At 35.3% G+C, this 15,273-nt stretch carries 9 protein-coding genes and 1 tRNA gene; 6 read left to right on the plus strand and 4 right to left on the minus strand.

Annotated features, from left to right (window positions below; genetic code table 11):
* Positions 1–2,952 carry a GH92 family glycosyl hydrolase gene (locus K7G76_RS13185; protein ID WP_223034690.1) on the minus strand — a complete coding sequence of 984 codons (2,952 nt, stop codon included), beginning with the start codon at positions 2,950–2,952 and terminating at the stop codon, positions 1–3.
* Positions 2,953–2,994: 42 nt separating this feature from the next.
* Here K7G76_RS13185 and K7G76_RS13190 point away from each other — a divergent pair, with 42 nt between their 5' ends.
* The 5 genes from K7G76_RS13190 to K7G76_RS13210 all read left to right on the plus strand — a co-directional run bounded on the left by K7G76_RS13190 (position 2,995) and on the right by K7G76_RS13210 (position 10,099).
* The gene (locus K7G76_RS13190; protein ID WP_223034691.1) at positions 2,995–5,265 is read left to right on the plus strand and encodes a glycoside hydrolase family 20 protein; all 2,271 of its coding nucleotides are present in this window, start codon (positions 2,995–2,997) and stop codon (positions 5,263–5,265) included.
* Position 5,266: 1 nt separating this feature from the next.
* Positions 5,267–5,965, plus strand: a complete 699-nt coding sequence (locus K7G76_RS13195; RefSeq protein WP_223034692.1) for a copper homeostasis protein CutC — start codon at positions 5,267–5,269, stop codon at positions 5,963–5,965.
* Positions 5,962–8,448 (plus strand): beta-mannosidase, encoded by a 2,487-nt coding sequence (locus K7G76_RS13200; RefSeq protein ID WP_223034693.1) that lies wholly within the window; start codon positions 5,962–5,964, stop codon positions 8,446–8,448. Before K7G76_RS13195 ends, K7G76_RS13200 begins: the two co-directional genes overlap by 4 nt.
* Positions 8,449–8,513: 65 nt before the next feature.
* Entirely contained in the window at positions 8,514–9,749 is a 1,236-nt protein-coding gene (locus K7G76_RS13205; RefSeq protein WP_223034694.1) for a metallophosphoesterase, read from the plus strand.
* Positions 9,750–9,802: 53 nt separating this feature from the next.
* Positions 9,803–10,099, plus strand: coding sequence for a thioredoxin family protein (locus tag K7G76_RS13210; protein ID WP_103051734.1), 297 nt, complete (start codon positions 9,803–9,805; stop codon positions 10,097–10,099).
* Here the strand turns inward: K7G76_RS13210 and K7G76_RS13215 are convergent.
* The gene (locus K7G76_RS13215) at positions 10,096–10,770 is read right to left on the minus strand and encodes a polysaccharide deacetylase family protein (protein WP_223034695.1); all 675 of its coding nucleotides are present in this window, start codon (positions 10,768–10,770) and stop codon (positions 10,096–10,098) included. The genes K7G76_RS13210 and K7G76_RS13215 overlap by 4 nt on opposite strands.
* Positions 10,771–10,787: 17 nt before the next feature.
* A complete protein-coding gene (locus K7G76_RS13220; protein ID WP_223034696.1) occupies positions 10,788–14,141 on the minus strand; it encodes a glycosyltransferase family 117 protein in 3,354 nt (1,117 codons plus the stop codon).
* 153 nt (positions 14,142–14,294) lie between these two features.
* On the opposite strand from K7G76_RS13220, the gene K7G76_RS13225 reads away from it, so the two are divergent.
* Positions 14,295–14,367 (plus strand) — tRNA-Gln (locus tag K7G76_RS13225).
* A gap of 55 nt (positions 14,368–14,422) precedes the next feature.
* Here the strand turns inward: K7G76_RS13225 and K7G76_RS13230 are convergent.
* Positions 14,423–15,247 carry a universal stress protein gene (locus tag K7G76_RS13230; RefSeq protein ID WP_223034697.1) on the minus strand — a complete coding sequence of 275 codons (825 nt, stop codon included), beginning with the start codon at positions 15,245–15,247 and terminating at the stop codon, positions 14,423–14,425.
* Positions 15,248–15,273 lie beyond the last annotated feature (26 nt).

The following is a 15,273-nucleotide window of genomic DNA, read 5'->3' on the forward strand; positions in this document are numbered from 1 at the left end:
TTATTTAATCGAGATTTCATCTACAAATAGCCAACTTCTACCATCATGTTCATAACCAAGATGCCATTCTGGGAGTTTGCCCAATTTTTTGGCGATTATTTGTACATAACGAGCACTACTCTTATTTAACTCAAAATTTAAGGTTTCTATTTGTGAACCTTCTACAGGTTTTGGAGTATCGATTGTTTTTGAAAACACAGATTTGAAATTTTTACCATCAGATGATATTAAAAAATCGACTTCTGTAGGAAGAAAAATCCAGCTCTTTTGGTCTTGAAGAAAGTTAACAATAATAGTTTGAATATCCTTTTTACTTCCTAAATCAACCGTTGCTATGACATCAGTATCAAAATACCCTTGCCAAGTGCCTGTTCTAAAATCTTGTGTGCCATAAATGCCATCAATAAGAGCATTGTTGCCACCACCATTGTATTGATTCGCATATTCGGTATCCAGTTTGATGGAAATATTAGGGTCTATTTTATAAAATTGGGTCGTTATTTTAGCACTTTCTGCACCTGCTTTTTTAGAATAAATTTCTAGTGTTGTAGGTTCTGAAATGGTAAACGGATTCTCATACGTTTTAAATTCACCATCATTCAATCTATAGAGGATTTGAGCTTCCTTATCTACATTTTCCAACATAACCTCTGTTTCACCTTTAAATGCGACATCGCCTTTGGCAATAAAGGGCACAGGTACAATCAAATTGTCAGAAATACGTGTTACGGGTTCTTCACCTTCTTGTGTCGCCCAATCCGTAGGTTGATTGGTCATATTGAAGACTAATTGACCGCCTTTCATAATATCTTCATGAGAGATATAGGAATGGTTTAATGATTGGCCATTAAGTTCTGCTGATGCAATATAGATATTGTCGTCAGACAAGTTATTGGCTTGAATAGTGAATTGCTTGCCATTTTCAAAATTAATGGTAGCTTTTTCAAACAAGGGTTTACCAATAATGTATTGATTACTGGCTGGAGTAACTGGATAGAATCCCATGGATGAAAACACATACCACGCACTCATCTGTCCGCAATCTTCATTCCCTGAAATACCATTAGGTTCGTTGGTATACAACTCCGTTAAAATCTGATGAACTTTCTCTTGAGTTTTATGAGGTTTATTGACAAAGTTGTACAGGTAGGCCATGTGGTGGCTAGGTTCATTACCATGCGCATACTGGCCAATTAAACCGGTAATATCGGCTTGATCGCGTCCTGAAGTTTCCGCTTGGGCTGTAAATAATTTGTCTAGATGTGCATCTAATTTATCTTTTCCGCCTAACAAATTCATGAACCCTGTATTGTCTTGTGGGACATAATAACTGTATTGCCAGGAGTTAGCTTCGGTGTAATTGAAATTGACTTCGTAAGGATCAAAAGGCGCAAACCAGGTGTTGCGAAAACGACCACGCATAAATTGGGTTTCAGGGTCAAACACGTTTTTATAATATTGTGCGCGTTCTGAATAAGTCTTATAATCGTCAGTTTTATTCATGGCCTTGGCCATTTGTGCAATGGTCCAGTCGTCATAAGCATATTCCAAAGTTTTGGAAACCGATTCACTTTCCTCCTCAACAGGAATGAAACCGAATTCCTTATAGCTTTTCAATCCTAATTTATCACGAGTAGCCGAATGTTTCATAGCTTCCAATGCCTTTTCGGTGTCATAATCCTTGATGCCTTTTAAATAGGCGTCTGCAATCACGGGAACCGCATGATACCCAATCATACAACCAGTGTAACAGGCTGATAAATCCCATATGGGCATGATGCCGCCTTCGTCATATTTGGCTAAAAAGGTATTGATAAAATCATTGGTTCGGTCTTCTTCAATAATGGTGTAAAGTGGATGTGCCGCACGATAGGTGTCCCAAAGTGAGAACACGGTGTAATACTCAAAGTCTTTAGTTTGATGGATTTCTAAATCCATGCCACGATAGCGACCATCAACATCTTGATAGAGGTTAGGTGCCAACATGGAGTGATATAGTGACGTGTAGAAATTGGTTTTGTAATCGGTATTGGTGCTTTCAACTACTATTTTTTCAAGCTGACTTTCCCAAGCATTTTGAGCTTCTTGTTTTACTTCTTCAAAGCTTTTGTTACCTATTTCAGTTTCTAAATTCTTTCGTGCACCTTCTTCATCAACGGCTGAAATACCAATTTTAATATAAACGGGTTCGTTGTTTGGATTTTCTAATCGAAAAGCGGCCTTGGTTGCTCTAAATTTATCGTTAATTTTGGAATCTTGTCTGCCCATTAATAAATAATCAGTCCCAACAATTGGTTTAGAAAAAACTATATAATAACTCAACATTTGATTTGTAGCCCAAGCTTTACTGTTGCGAAATCCAGAAATTGTTGAGTCATTAATCTTTCTGATTTGAAGTGATGTAAATTCATCTCTGTGTTCCAAATCCAAAACCACGATTTGATTTTCTGGAGAGACAAATTGATATTTGTGCATGCCACTCCGTTTGGAAACGGTTAATTCTGCATCGATATTGGTTGAATCTAAATGCACTTTATAATAGCCAGGTTCTGCAATTTCATTGTCGTGACTAAAATGAGCCCGATAGCCTTTTTTGCCATCGGCTCCATTATTAAAGTTCACTTCATTGGTTGGCATCAATAAAATATCACCATAGTCGGATACGCCTGTGCCGCTTAAATGAGTATGTGAAAAACCATAAATATAATTATCGGAATAATGATAGCCCGAACAGCCATCCCAGCCGTCCAATCGCGTATCTGGACTTAATTGCATCATGCCAAAAGGCATGGTGGCGCCGGGATAGGTATGGCCATGACCACCAGTTCCAATGAACGGATTGACATAAGAGATTAGAGATGTGTCTTTTTGGGCTGGTTTAATGTCTTTATTTTCCTTGCAGGCAGTAAATTGAATTACTAGTGCAAAAAAGAACGGAATCGGGAGTTTCATTTAAAATAGGATTGCTAAATTTAAAGCATCTAATATACTAAAATGCCAATCAAGAAATTTACTGTTTTCATTGTTTTTGCCGTCCTATTTTCGAACTGTAAACAAAAACCATCTGAAATAATTGTACTGCAGATAATTCCTAACCCTCAAAATCAATCCATTAACGAAGGAAATTTTGTTTTAAGAGATGGAATGGGCATTCAGAATGATTCGGATTTTAATATTTCTGCTGATTTTCTGAAGAATTTTATTCAAGAGGGAAGTAATATCACGTTAAAAGAAAACGATGATATTGTTTTTGTAAAAGACTCCAATATTTCCAATGCTGAAGGATATGTTTTAGATATTAGTACATCACAAATTCAGATAAAAACTAATTCAGCCCAAGGTGCTTTTCATGCTGTACAGACCTTAAGGCAGCTATTACCTGTTGGTTTTGAAAATGGTTCATTCAATAAGAATGAAGTGGTAATTCCTTGTTTAAACATTGAAGACGCCCCGAGATTTCCATATCGTGGGATGCATTTGGATGTAGCGCGTCACATGTTTTCAGTTGAATTTATAAAAAAGTATATTGATGCCTTGGCCTTACTGAAAATAAATACCTTTCATTGGCATTTAACCGATGATCAGGGGTGGCGGATAGAGATTAAAGAGTATCCAAAACTTCAGGAAGTGTCGGCCTACAGAGAGCAGACGTTAATTGGTCATTTTTCTGACCAACCGAATGCCTACGATGGGAAACGCTATGGCGGTTATTATACCCAAGAAGATATTAAGGAAGTTGTTGCTTATGCGCAAAAGCATCACATTACGGTTATTCCAGAAATTGAAATGCCAGGTCATGCCCGAGCTGCCATTGCAGCATATCCAGAATTGGGTTGCACAGGAGATTCCATAAAAGTAGCCCAAACTTGGGGTGTTTTTGAAGATATTTTCTGTGCCGGAAAAGACAATACCTTCAACTTTTTGGAAACAGTTTTAGATGAGGTTGTGGAATTGTTTCCTAGCAATTATATCCATATTGGTGGTGATGAAGCTCCCAAAACACATTGGAAACAATGTCCAGATTGTCAAAATCGAATCAAAGAAGAAGGTCTAAAAAACGAGCACGAATTACAAAGTTATTTTATCCAACGTATTGAAAAGTACCTGAATAGCAAAGGCAAACAGATCATTGGATGGGATGAAATTTTAGAAGGTGGTTTAGCTCCAAATGCCACGGTTATGTCTTGGCGCGGTACGAATGGTGCTGTTGAAGCTGCTAAAGAAAACCACAACGTAATCATGACACCAACAAGTCATTGTTATTTTGATTATTATCAATCAACCAATGAAGGCGAACCTCTGGCTATTGGTGGCTATTTACCATTGGAAAAGGTGTATGGTTTCAATCCCATTCCAGAAGAATTAAATCAAGATGAGTCGCAATATGTTTTGGGCGTTCAGGGCAATCTTTGGACAGAATATATTCCAACCGAACGCCAGGTTGAGTATATGGTATTTCCAAGAATTTTGGCCATGAGTGAAGTCGCTTGGAGTAATTCAGAAAACAAAAACTACGAAGATTTTGTTAATCGAGTTGAGGAATTCAATAAGCGTTTGGATGCTTTGGATGTCAATTATGCCAATCACTTGTATGAAGTAGAGGGTGATTTAATTTCAGAAAATGGAGAGTCTTTTTATACTTTAAAAACACTCACCAAAGACAAAGTTATACGCTATACCACCAATGGTTCTGAACCAAATGAACAATCAGCCATATATGATGACCCGATTCCTTTTAATGAAAATATGACTGTGAAAACCGCTGTATTCAAAAATGGAAAACAATTAGGAAAGACATTTACAGAATATTTCAATTATCATAAAGGAGTAGGCAAAAAGATTACCATAAGTCCTGAACCTAGTAAAGTGTATGCTGGAAGTGGTGCTCAAGGTTTAATAAACGGTATTTCTGGCAGTGACACGCGCTATGGTGACAAAGAATGGTTAGGATTTTGGGGTGATGATGTTGAAATCACTATTGATTTGGGTGAAGAAATAGAAATCAATACAATTAAAACACGATTTCATAATGGACAAGGCCAATGGATTTATGCACCGAAACACATTGAATTTCAATTTGATCATGACAGTCAAATTATTGAAGTCCCTCATTCAAAGGATATTTTAGTGAATGTTTTGTTCGATAAGATGGTAAGAACAAGATATATTAGATTAAAAGTTCCCAATTATGGCATTATTCCTGAAGGTAAACAAGGTTCTGGAAATAAAGCGTGGACTTTTATTGATGAAATAATTGTGAAATAATATGCTATTAGAAATTTGTGCCAATTCCTATCAATCTGCTGTCAATGCTCAAGAAGCAGGTGCACATCGTATTGAGTTGTGCAGTGAATTATCAGTAGGAGGGATTACGCCTAGCTATGGACTTATAAAAGAAGTTGTTGCTGCTTTATCCATACCTGTGTATGTTTTGATTCGTCCTCGCAGTGGCAATTTTTGCTATTCCACGGCTGAATTCGAAATTATGAAGCAGGATATCCATATTTGTAAGGAATTAGGATGTCAAGGTATTGTGTCCGGTATTTTAAATGAAGACAATACCATCGATATAAAACGCACGCAGGAGTTAATAAAATGGGCAGATCCATTGCCATTCACATATCATCGCGCCTTCGACTGTGTGCCAAACCCTAAACAAATGTTAGATGTACTCATCAGATTAGGCGTTAATCGTGTATTGACTTCAGGACAGCAATCTAAAGCTATAGATGGCATACAATTGTTATGTGACTTAAAGGAACAGGCTAAAAATAACATTACTATTTTGGTAGGCAGTGGTATTAATCCTGAAAATGCGATTGATTTTAAAAAAGCAGGATTTAACGAAATTCACGCTTCGGCTTCCACATTAGTGAGTAATGCTACTTCAGAATATTTTGGAAATACACCACAAACCGTTTCAGATATGAAAACCATTCAGGACATTTTAAACGTTATTCAATGAGATATGGTCTAATTGCTTTTCTACTAGTCTGCTGTTTGTCATGCCAAACCCAATATGAAACGCCAATAACTACAATACTCCATGATAGTTGGCAATTCAAGCAAGCGGACTCTGATACTTGGTTGCCTGCTAATGTTCCTGGAAATGTATTTTCAGATTTAATAGAAAATGGACTTATCAATGACCCTTTTATTGGTAATAATGAACAATTAGTACAAGGTATTTCAAAAACCAATTGGGAATATAAAACGAATTTTAGTATAGATGATAATACATTACATCGTAAACATTTAGAACTGGAATTCGATGGGTTGGATACCTATGCTTCGGTGTACCTAAATGACAGTTTGATTTTAAAAACAAATAATGCCTTCAGACGGTTTGCTGTTGATGTGAAACCGCTTTTAAAAACAGATAATGAATTGCGAATTCTGTTTGAAAGTACATCTAAATATGAAGAACAAGCCAAAGCAAAATTAAATTACACATTACCAGAAGGGAATCGTATTTTTACAAGAAAAGCCCAATTTCAGTATGGTTGGGATTGGGGCCCTAAATTGAATACCCATGGTATTTGGCGTGATGTGAAATTACAGGCTTGGGATGATTTTAAGATAGAAGATGTTTATGTTAAACAATTTGAATTGAGTGAATCTTTCGCGCATTTAGGGATTTATATTGATGAAAAGTTAGAGTTTGATTCTGAATTAAATTATCTAATTTATTTAAATGATTCTTTATGTAGTTCATCAAGTATGAATCCGATATTGAAAAATGATTATCACAATACTCCACATTTACTTGTAACTATAGAGAATCCAAAACACTGGTGGCCACATAATTTGGGAGAACCTTATTTGTATGATGTAAAAGTGGTTGTAAAAGATGGTGAAACCGTTTTGGATAGTGTGTCTAAAAAAGTTGGTTTGCGAACTATTGATTTAGTCACAGAAAAAGATAGTATTGGTGAATCGTTTTATTTTGAAGTAAATGGTGTTCCTGTGTATGCCAAAGGTGCCAATTACATTCCGCAAAACAGTTTTCAAAATCAAGTAACAGATAAGCATTATGAAAAATTGTTGAATGATGTGGTGGATGCCAATATGAATATGCTTCGTGTATGGGGTGGTGGTATTTATGAGAACGACATATTTTATGATTTATGTGATGAAAAAGGCATTTTGGTTTGGCAGGATTTTATGTTTGCCTGTGCCATGTATCCAGGGGATGACGCTTTTTTAGAAAATGTTGAACAAGAAGCTATCGATAATGTTACTCGTTTACGAAATCATCCATCTATTACGTTATGGTGTGGTAATAACGAGAATAGCGAAGGCTGGCATCGTTGGGGTTGGCAAGCTGGAAGAAGCGATGAAGAGAAAGAAAAAATTTGGAACAGTTATTTAAAAGTCTTTGATTCCATTTTGCCTCGAACTGTAGTACTATTTTCTGATACTGATTATTGGGAATCGTCACCGAAATATGGTCGTGGTAATCCAAAGTATGAATTTGAAGGCGATGCACACGATTGGTGGATTTGGCATGATGGTTATCCTTTTGAGCATCTTGAAGAACACGTACCACGGTTTATGAGCGAGTTTGGCTTTCAAAGCTTTCCGAGTTATGAGGTGATTAACTATATTAATCAAAATGATACTTTGGATTTTACTTCGGAAGGGTTTAAAAATCATCAAAAGCATGCTCGAGGATTTCAAATTGTCGATGCCTATATGCAACGTGATTTTCCGGTTCCTGATAATGCTGAAGATTACATTTATGTGAGTCAGTTATTACAGGCATATGGCACTACAAAAGGCATTGAAGCACAACGAAGGGCAAAACCCTATAATATGGGAACATTGTATTGGCAATTAAACGACTGTTGGCCAGCTGTATCGTGGTCTAGTATTGATTTTTTTGGCAACTGGAAAGCCTTGCATCACAAAGCCAAACGAAGTTTTGAAAATATACTTGTTTCTTCAAAAGTTGAAAATAGCATGCTGAAAACCTATGCTGTTAATGATGGTTTAGAAAGCGTTTTATTAGACCTAAATATTCGATTAATGGATTTTGATGGTAAGAGTATCTTGCATAAACAGATTCAGGATGTTGTCTCATCCGATGACAGTAAACAAATCTTTAGTCTGGATTTAAAAAATCTCAATTTTGATAAGTCGTCAACTGTTTTATGCATAGAAAACGACAATCAAATCTGGCTATATTATTTTTCAAAACCAAAAGATTTAAAGTTGAAACCTCAATCCATTCAGAAGAAAATCACTATAACGAATCAAGGTTTTGAAATAGAACTCTCAAGCAATACGCTACAAAAAGATGTGTTTTTATTTTGTAATGAAAAGGGGCATTTCTCCGACAACTATTTTGATTTGTTGCCAAATGAAACTAAAACCATTGTGTTTTTTACAGCAGTAAGGGACATATCATCATTGAAAATAAAGACACTAAACGGAATAAAAAATTAACAGAGTATTAAAACACTTCGCTTTTTTTGCCAGTATATTTGTAAAGCCTTAAGAGAAAGAAATTTATGTCGCGTTGGATTATAACCCTTATCATATTTTCAGCAATATTTTTATTTGTTGAATTGTATGCTTTTCAAGCCATTAAAACCTTAACAAGAAACCGATTAATTAAGTGGACTTGGATTTTAGTTTCCATTGCTATTTATGCCAATTTTCTCTATACCATTTTTTCTACTCCACGAAGCGCTGGTCAAACAGTTGGTTTTCAAATGGCAGCAGGACTCTTGCTCACGTTTTTAATACCCAAAGTTGTTTTATTAATTATTATGTTTGGCGAAGATATTGTTAGGGTAGTCAGTAAATTATTTTCGTTACTATCGCCTGGTGAAACAAACGACTTTGCTGGACGTAGGGATTTTATTTCAAAAATTGCTTTAGGCCTTGCCGCTATTCCGTTCGCTTCTTTTTTATATGGTATTTGGCAAGGACGTTATAATTACAAGGTTTTAAAATATCAATTATCTTTTGAAGACTTACCTGATGCATTTGATGGGTTTACAATCACTCAAATTTCCGATATCCATTCAGGAAGTTTTACTAATAAAGAAAAAATTGAGTATGGTGTTAAGTTGATTAATGAGCAACAATCAGACTTGATGTTATTTACTGGTGATATTGTTAATAATATGGCAACTGAAATGGATGACTGGATCGATGTTTTTAAAGAGTTAAAAGCACCATTTGGGAAATATTCCATTTTAGGGAATCATGATTATGGAGACTATGTGCAATGGTCACAACCTGAAGATAAAGCTGCAAACTTTCAAGCAGTAAAGGACATTCATCCAAAAATAGGATTTGATTTATTGTTGGATGAGCATCGGTATATTGAAAAGGATGGTCAAAAATTAGCCCTTATTGGTGTTGAAAATTGGGGAAAAGGGTTTAACCAAGCTGGTGATTTGAAAAAAGCTTCGTCGCATGTTAATAAAGAAGATTTTAAAATACTCATGACCCACGATCCTTCCCACTGGGAATACCATGTTAAGAAAGATGACTTTAACTATCATCTTACCTTAAGTGGTCACACGCATGGCTTGCAAATGGGAATTGAGATACCAGGATTTTTTAGATGGAGTCCTTCGCAATATGTTTATAAACAGTGGGCAGGATTGTATAATGAACTTGGACGATTTATTAATGTTAATCGAGGTTTTGGTTATCATGCGTTTCCAGGGCGTGTTGGAATTTGGCCAGAAATAACAGTTATCGAGCTTAAAAAAGGAACGAATAACGTATAATCAACTGAAAATATTATATTTGTAATAGAGGATTTGACTAAAAACTTTAACGTATGTCAAAATTTGGGGAATTAATAGATGTAAACATTCCTGTACTGTTAGATTTTTTTACAGAATGGAATGAGCAATCTACCGCTATGCATGCCGTATTGAGAGACGTAGCTGCTGCGCTTGGCGACAAGGCCAAAGTCATTAAAATTGATGTTGATAAAAATAAGGAGTTGGCTGAAGCGCTTCGTGTAAAAGGATTACCAACATTGATTATCTACAAAAATGGCGAAATGAAATGGCGCCATAGTGGTGAACAAGATGCCAATACATTAATTGGTATTATTCAAGAGTACGTTTAGGTATTTAAAGCTTTAAACGTGTATCCCTTTTCACCAAAATATTTCAAAACTTTTGGGAGTGCAAATATTAAGTTTTTTGACGCTTTTAAACTATCGTGAAATACAATAATACTACCTGGTTTGGATTTTGTTGTTACATTATTTAAGCAGGTTTCGGGCTTTACATTCTTATCCCAGTCAAAAGACAGTACATTCCACATAATTATTTTGTAGTTTAAATCTAAAAGGGCTTTGCCTTGTTTGGGTTTAATTTGTCCGTAAGGCGGTCTAAATAGTTTAGGAACTACTGATTGTTTATTGCTGATTGTTGATTTTTGATTCTTAATCCTGTCTTGAATAACAGATTCAGCTTTTGAGACATTATCTAAATAGTCAGCGGTTCCGGTTTGCCAACCTTTAATATGGTTATGGGTATGATTGCCTACGGCATGTCCTTTATCCAGTATAGATTTAAAAATATCAGGATGGTTTTCTATGTTTTTGCCAATGCAAAAAAAGGTTGCTTTAGCGTTGTGTTCATTTAACGTTTTAAGCGTCCAATTAGTAATTTCTGGTGTGGGACCGTCGTCAAATGTAAGATAGAGTACTTTTTCAGTTGAGGGAACCTCCCAAATGTAATTTGAGAGGAACTTTTTAACAACTGTTGGGGTGTTTACAGGTACAATTCGCATTGCTAGAGTTATTGAACTTACTCTTCGTTTGGAGCAATGGTTGTATCGGTCTGTAAAATATCAATGTCCAATGGTTCAGGCTCATCAGGTTCTAAATCATCATCGCCATAAAAATGCTTAAAGAGATTTAGGTAACTGGTAAATGTTTTTACTTCAGTTTCGGCAAAATCAGGATCGTATTCCATAAGTACATCTACTATACTTTTATAACGTTCAATATCAGTGTAGATTTCTTCAAATACTTGTTGCTGCTGCTCTTGGTCTAGTTTACTGTAATACGTTAAATTCTCTTGGTATTTGGTTGCGACATCTTTAAAGAGTTTTTGAGCTTTTTCTTTAGCGCCAACCTCATAATAAGCACTAATATACGGTTCGAGTAGTGTGTAAAAACCAAAATAATCTACAGGCATTTTCTCCATAGCTATATCAGCTATTTCTTCGGCTTTTTCAAGTTTCTCTTCATTGATTAACTGCTCAATTAAACGAGCCAGATTCCCTCTATAAGTAATTGAATTTCGGCGCGTTTCTGTATCGTAATAAATATCTGGGCTGCCGCTATTACCCCAATCCCAATTTACTACTTTATTATACATTAAGTCACTATCCACACGACCCATGTCAAACGGATTGGCTTTATCTACAGGTGTTTTTATTGGTACAAGCTTATAGGTCATACCGTCAAGTTGTAAATAGTCTTTCATCCATATATAATCGTCATTACCAAAAGCACCGCCAGTAAAATAAATAGGACGTTTCCAATCATTATTGGCAACAACGTCCAACATTAATAGGCGGTTTTTATACAATGCACCATCTGTAATTTTGACGGTAATGAAGTCAACAATATCTGCGGAATCCTTTTCTTTAACAATACCATATTTAAGAGCATTTTCCTTGTTTACAGGAATTTGTACATATTCAACAGGGAAATAATTTGAATTGACTAACTGTGAAGGATAGTAACTAGGATCTTCACCTTGTTGCTGTAGTATATATTTGAATTTTGTTTTAGGATTATCACTCGTTACAAAATTCATGAAGTCTTTAATATGCAACGTGTCTGTGTTTAGTAAACGCTGTTTTCTGCCCATGGCATCATAGGCAAATAATTTTTTCATTACGTAATCCCGAGTCCCATAACGGTATTGCTCATGTGTTAGGGATGAAGGAATAGGGTCGCTCTCATAAGCTTTTCGTTTCATTTGGTCTATATACCAATCGGTTTGAAATAAGCTGGTATTGACAACGCGAACATCTGTTCTGTAGCCTTCAATTTCCTGTGCATACCATAAGGCAAATGTATCATTATCTCCTATTGAAAAAAGAATGCCGTTTTCATCGCAGGAATCTAAATATTTTTTAGCCATGGCTTTAGCCGTATATTTATCTGAACGATCATGATCATCCCAATTGTTGGCGGCTAAAATACCTGGGACTAATATTAAACAAACAAGTGTTATGGCAGGTGCTAAAAGTTTAGATTGGACTTTAGATTTTAATGCATCAACTATGGCGTATACTCCAAATCCAATCCATAATGCAAATACATAAAACGAACCTACAACCGAATAATCCCGCTCACGAGGTTCAAAAGGTCTAACATTGGTGTAAACCTGAATGGCTAAACCTGTAAACAGGAAAAACACTAACATGACCCAGAATAGTTTTTTGTCTTTATTGTATAAAAAGAACAAGCCAATTAAACCTAAAATTAAGGGTAAGAAATAATACGTGTTTCGTGCTTTATTGTTTTTTACATCACTAGGCAAGTTGTCTTGTGGTAAACCTAAATGCCATTCATCAAAAGCATCTATACCACTTAACCAATTGCCATTAAAATCGTCTAATTTGCCTTGTACGTCGTTTTGTCTTCCAACAAAATTCCACATAAAATAGCGCCAATACATATATCCTAATTGGTATTCTAGCATATAGGCAATGTTGTTTCCCAGTGAGGGCTTTTCAACATCAATGTAATCTCTAAATTGTAATAAGAAATTATGATAATCTTCATAATCAACCATGCCACTCGCTACTTCATTTTTAAACTTGCTTATGGCACCACGAAGTTCGTTCTCCATTTGGTATTCAGACTTCAATTTAAAATCTAAATAACCGGTAAAAATCATATAATTCTCGGCGTTTTCACCGCTCCACATTCTAGGTAAAATTGAGGCGTGTTTAGAGTTGTAGTTTTGTCTTGCTTTTTCCCAATCGTTTACAATAACATACTTACCTGTTTTTTCATCTTTTTCATAATTGGGCTTATCATCTATATAAGGTTTGTTTTCATCCAATCCAGAGTATTGATCGGTAAACTGTGGTCCATAAAACAAATGCGTTTCAGGGTATTGTTCAAGATTATAGTAAGCCAACAATTCTCTGGCGTCTGAAGGATCATTTTCATTAATAACAACATCTGCATTGGCGCGAATTGGTAACATGAGCCACGACGAAAACCCAATAATTACAAACGTTAAGCAAAGAATGCCTGTGTTTAAATGTTTGTATTGCTTTTCACGTGTATATTTTAATCCAAAATAAACCAAACCAACGAGAAGGATTCCTGCAATAATTGAACCTGAATTAAATGGTAGTCCAATAGAGTTTACAAAGAAAATTTCCATGGCACTAAAATATCTTAAGATATTTGGTGCCAACAATTTAAAAATGAATAATAGAATGGCAACAGAAACAACGTTGGCTATTATAAAATTCTTTAAGGTAATCTCTTTGTAGTTTTTAAAATAATAAATTAATCCAATAGCAGGAATAGTTAGTAAGCCCATAAAATGGACCCCAAATGATAATCCTATAACAAAGGCTATTAATATTAACCAGCGATTACCTCTAGGCTTATCCATATCGCGTTCCCAACGGAGTCCTAAATAAAATAACACCGACATAATTAGGGTTGCCATAGCATAAACTTCAGTTTCAACAGCATTAAACCAAAACGAATCGGTAAACGTAAATGCTAAACTACCAACTAAAGCACTTCCCAAAACAGCAATTTTTTGAGTGCTTGATAAGGTTTTAGGGGCTCCAACAAGCTTTTGCAATAGCATGCTAATGGTCCAAAACATAAACAGAATAGTAAATGCACTGGCTACGGCACTCATCATATTCATCATGTAGCCTACCAATTCATTATTGCCAAAAGTAAAGGTTGAGAAAAAAGCTCCAAACATTTGAAATAAAGGAGCTCCTGGTGGGTGTCCTACTTGAAGTTTAGAGGATGTTAATATGTATTCGCCTGCATCCCAGAAACTTACTGTGGGTTCAACGGTTAGACTATATGTAATTAAAGCAACTAAAAATGAAAACCAAGCTAATAAATTGTTCCATTTTTTAAAGCTAATATGTGCCATGAAATTGATGTTTGTTAGACAAGGCGAATTTAACAATAATTATCAAATGAAGACTAGTTTTAAGGAAACGTTAAGTATTTTAGATATTATTTTATTTAAAAAATGTTTGTGCAAATAAAACTTTGTTATAAATTTGCATCCTCAATTACACAATGGCCTATGGTGTAACTGGCAACACGTCTGGTTTTGGTCCAGAAGAGTCTAGGTTCGAGCCCTAGTAGGCCAACAAAAAAAGTCTTTCAAGATATTTGAAAGACTTTTTTGCTTTTATTTTATAAGTGTTAAATTTTAAAAGTTACCACTGGTCTTTTGGCGTGGTTTACCAAATCTTCACTTATACTGCCATTAAAGAAATGTGCTATGCCTTGCCTTCCATGTGTGCTAATACCAATTAAATCGGCTCCTATAATATGTGAGAAATTCAAAATGCCTTTTTCTACGCTTTCGTCGTTGTAAATAGATATGGTGTAATTATCAAAGTCTGCATCTTTTATAAAATCTAAAATACGAGCTTTAGCAGTCGCTGTTGTGGTAAAGTTGCTGGCTGTATTTACAAATAGCAAATGAATTTTTGCATCAAAAGCTTTGGCTAAAGAGGCCGCTTGTTTAAAAGTTTCTTTGTTATCGTTTTTAAAATCAGAAGCAAAAACAAAATTATCTATTCTAAATTGGTCATGGTGGTTTTTAATAACTAATACTGGGACTTCAGCCGTTCTTACAACTTTTTCAGTGTTTGAGCCAATAAACATTTCTTTAAAGCCACTTGCGCCATGAGATCCCATGATAATTAAATCAATATTGTGTTCTTTGCATGTGTTTGAAATACCGGTAAGCGTATTATTAAAGTCTACGGTTTCATGAACAGTAACATCTTTTAAGTAATCTTGGCTCATGGTTTGCTCAAACTTTTTATGGGCCAGTTTCATGAAAAATACTGCTTCAGGCAATTCGCTATGGTTGCTTAAAGCATCAACTTGATGTAAAGGCAACTCCAGCATATGTAGTAAATAAATTTCGCTACCATGCTTCTTTGCTAATTGAGCGGCAACTTGTAATGCGTTTTCGGCTTGTTTTGAAAAATCTGTTGGAACGAGTATTCTTTTCATTTAAGAGAAGTTTTTAGTTTAATTAG

The sequence above is a fragment of the Hanstruepera marina genome (genome assembly GCF_019880635.1).
Classification (GTDB): domain Bacteria; phylum Bacteroidota; class Bacteroidia; order Flavobacteriales; family Flavobacteriaceae; genus Hanstruepera; species Hanstruepera marina.

What these genes read in the sequence shown, in the direction of transcription:
- K7G76_RS13205 (WP_223034694.1), top strand. Translation starts at nt 8,514, where the DNA reads ATGTCGCGTTGGATTATAACCCTTATCATATTTTCAGCAATATTTTTA.
- K7G76_RS13185 (WP_223034690.1), bottom strand. Translation starts at nt 2,952, where the DNA reads ATGAAACTCCCGATTCCGTTCTTTTTTGCACTAGTAATTCAATTTACT.
- K7G76_RS13210 (WP_103051734.1), top strand. Translation starts at nt 9,803, where the DNA reads ATGTCAAAATTTGGGGAATTAATAGATGTAAACATTCCTGTACTGTTA.
- K7G76_RS13220 (WP_223034696.1), bottom strand. Translation starts at nt 14,141, where the DNA reads ATGGCACATATTAGCTTTAAAAAATGGAACAATTTATTAGCTTGGTTT.
- K7G76_RS13230 (WP_223034697.1), bottom strand. Translation starts at nt 15,247, where the DNA reads ATGAAAAGAATACTCGTTCCAACAGATTTTTCAAAACAAGCCGAAAAC.
- K7G76_RS13195 (WP_223034692.1), top strand. Translation starts at nt 5,267, where the DNA reads ATGCTATTAGAAATTTGTGCCAATTCCTATCAATCTGCTGTCAATGCT.
- K7G76_RS13215 (WP_223034695.1), bottom strand. Translation starts at nt 10,770, where the DNA reads ATGCGAATTGTACCTGTAAACACCCCAACAGTTGTTAAAAAGTTCCTC.
- K7G76_RS13200 (WP_223034693.1), top strand. Translation starts at nt 5,962, where the DNA reads ATGAGATATGGTCTAATTGCTTTTCTACTAGTCTGCTGTTTGTCATGC.
- K7G76_RS13190 (WP_223034691.1), top strand. Translation starts at nt 2,995, where the DNA reads ATGCCAATCAAGAAATTTACTGTTTTCATTGTTTTTGCCGTCCTATTT.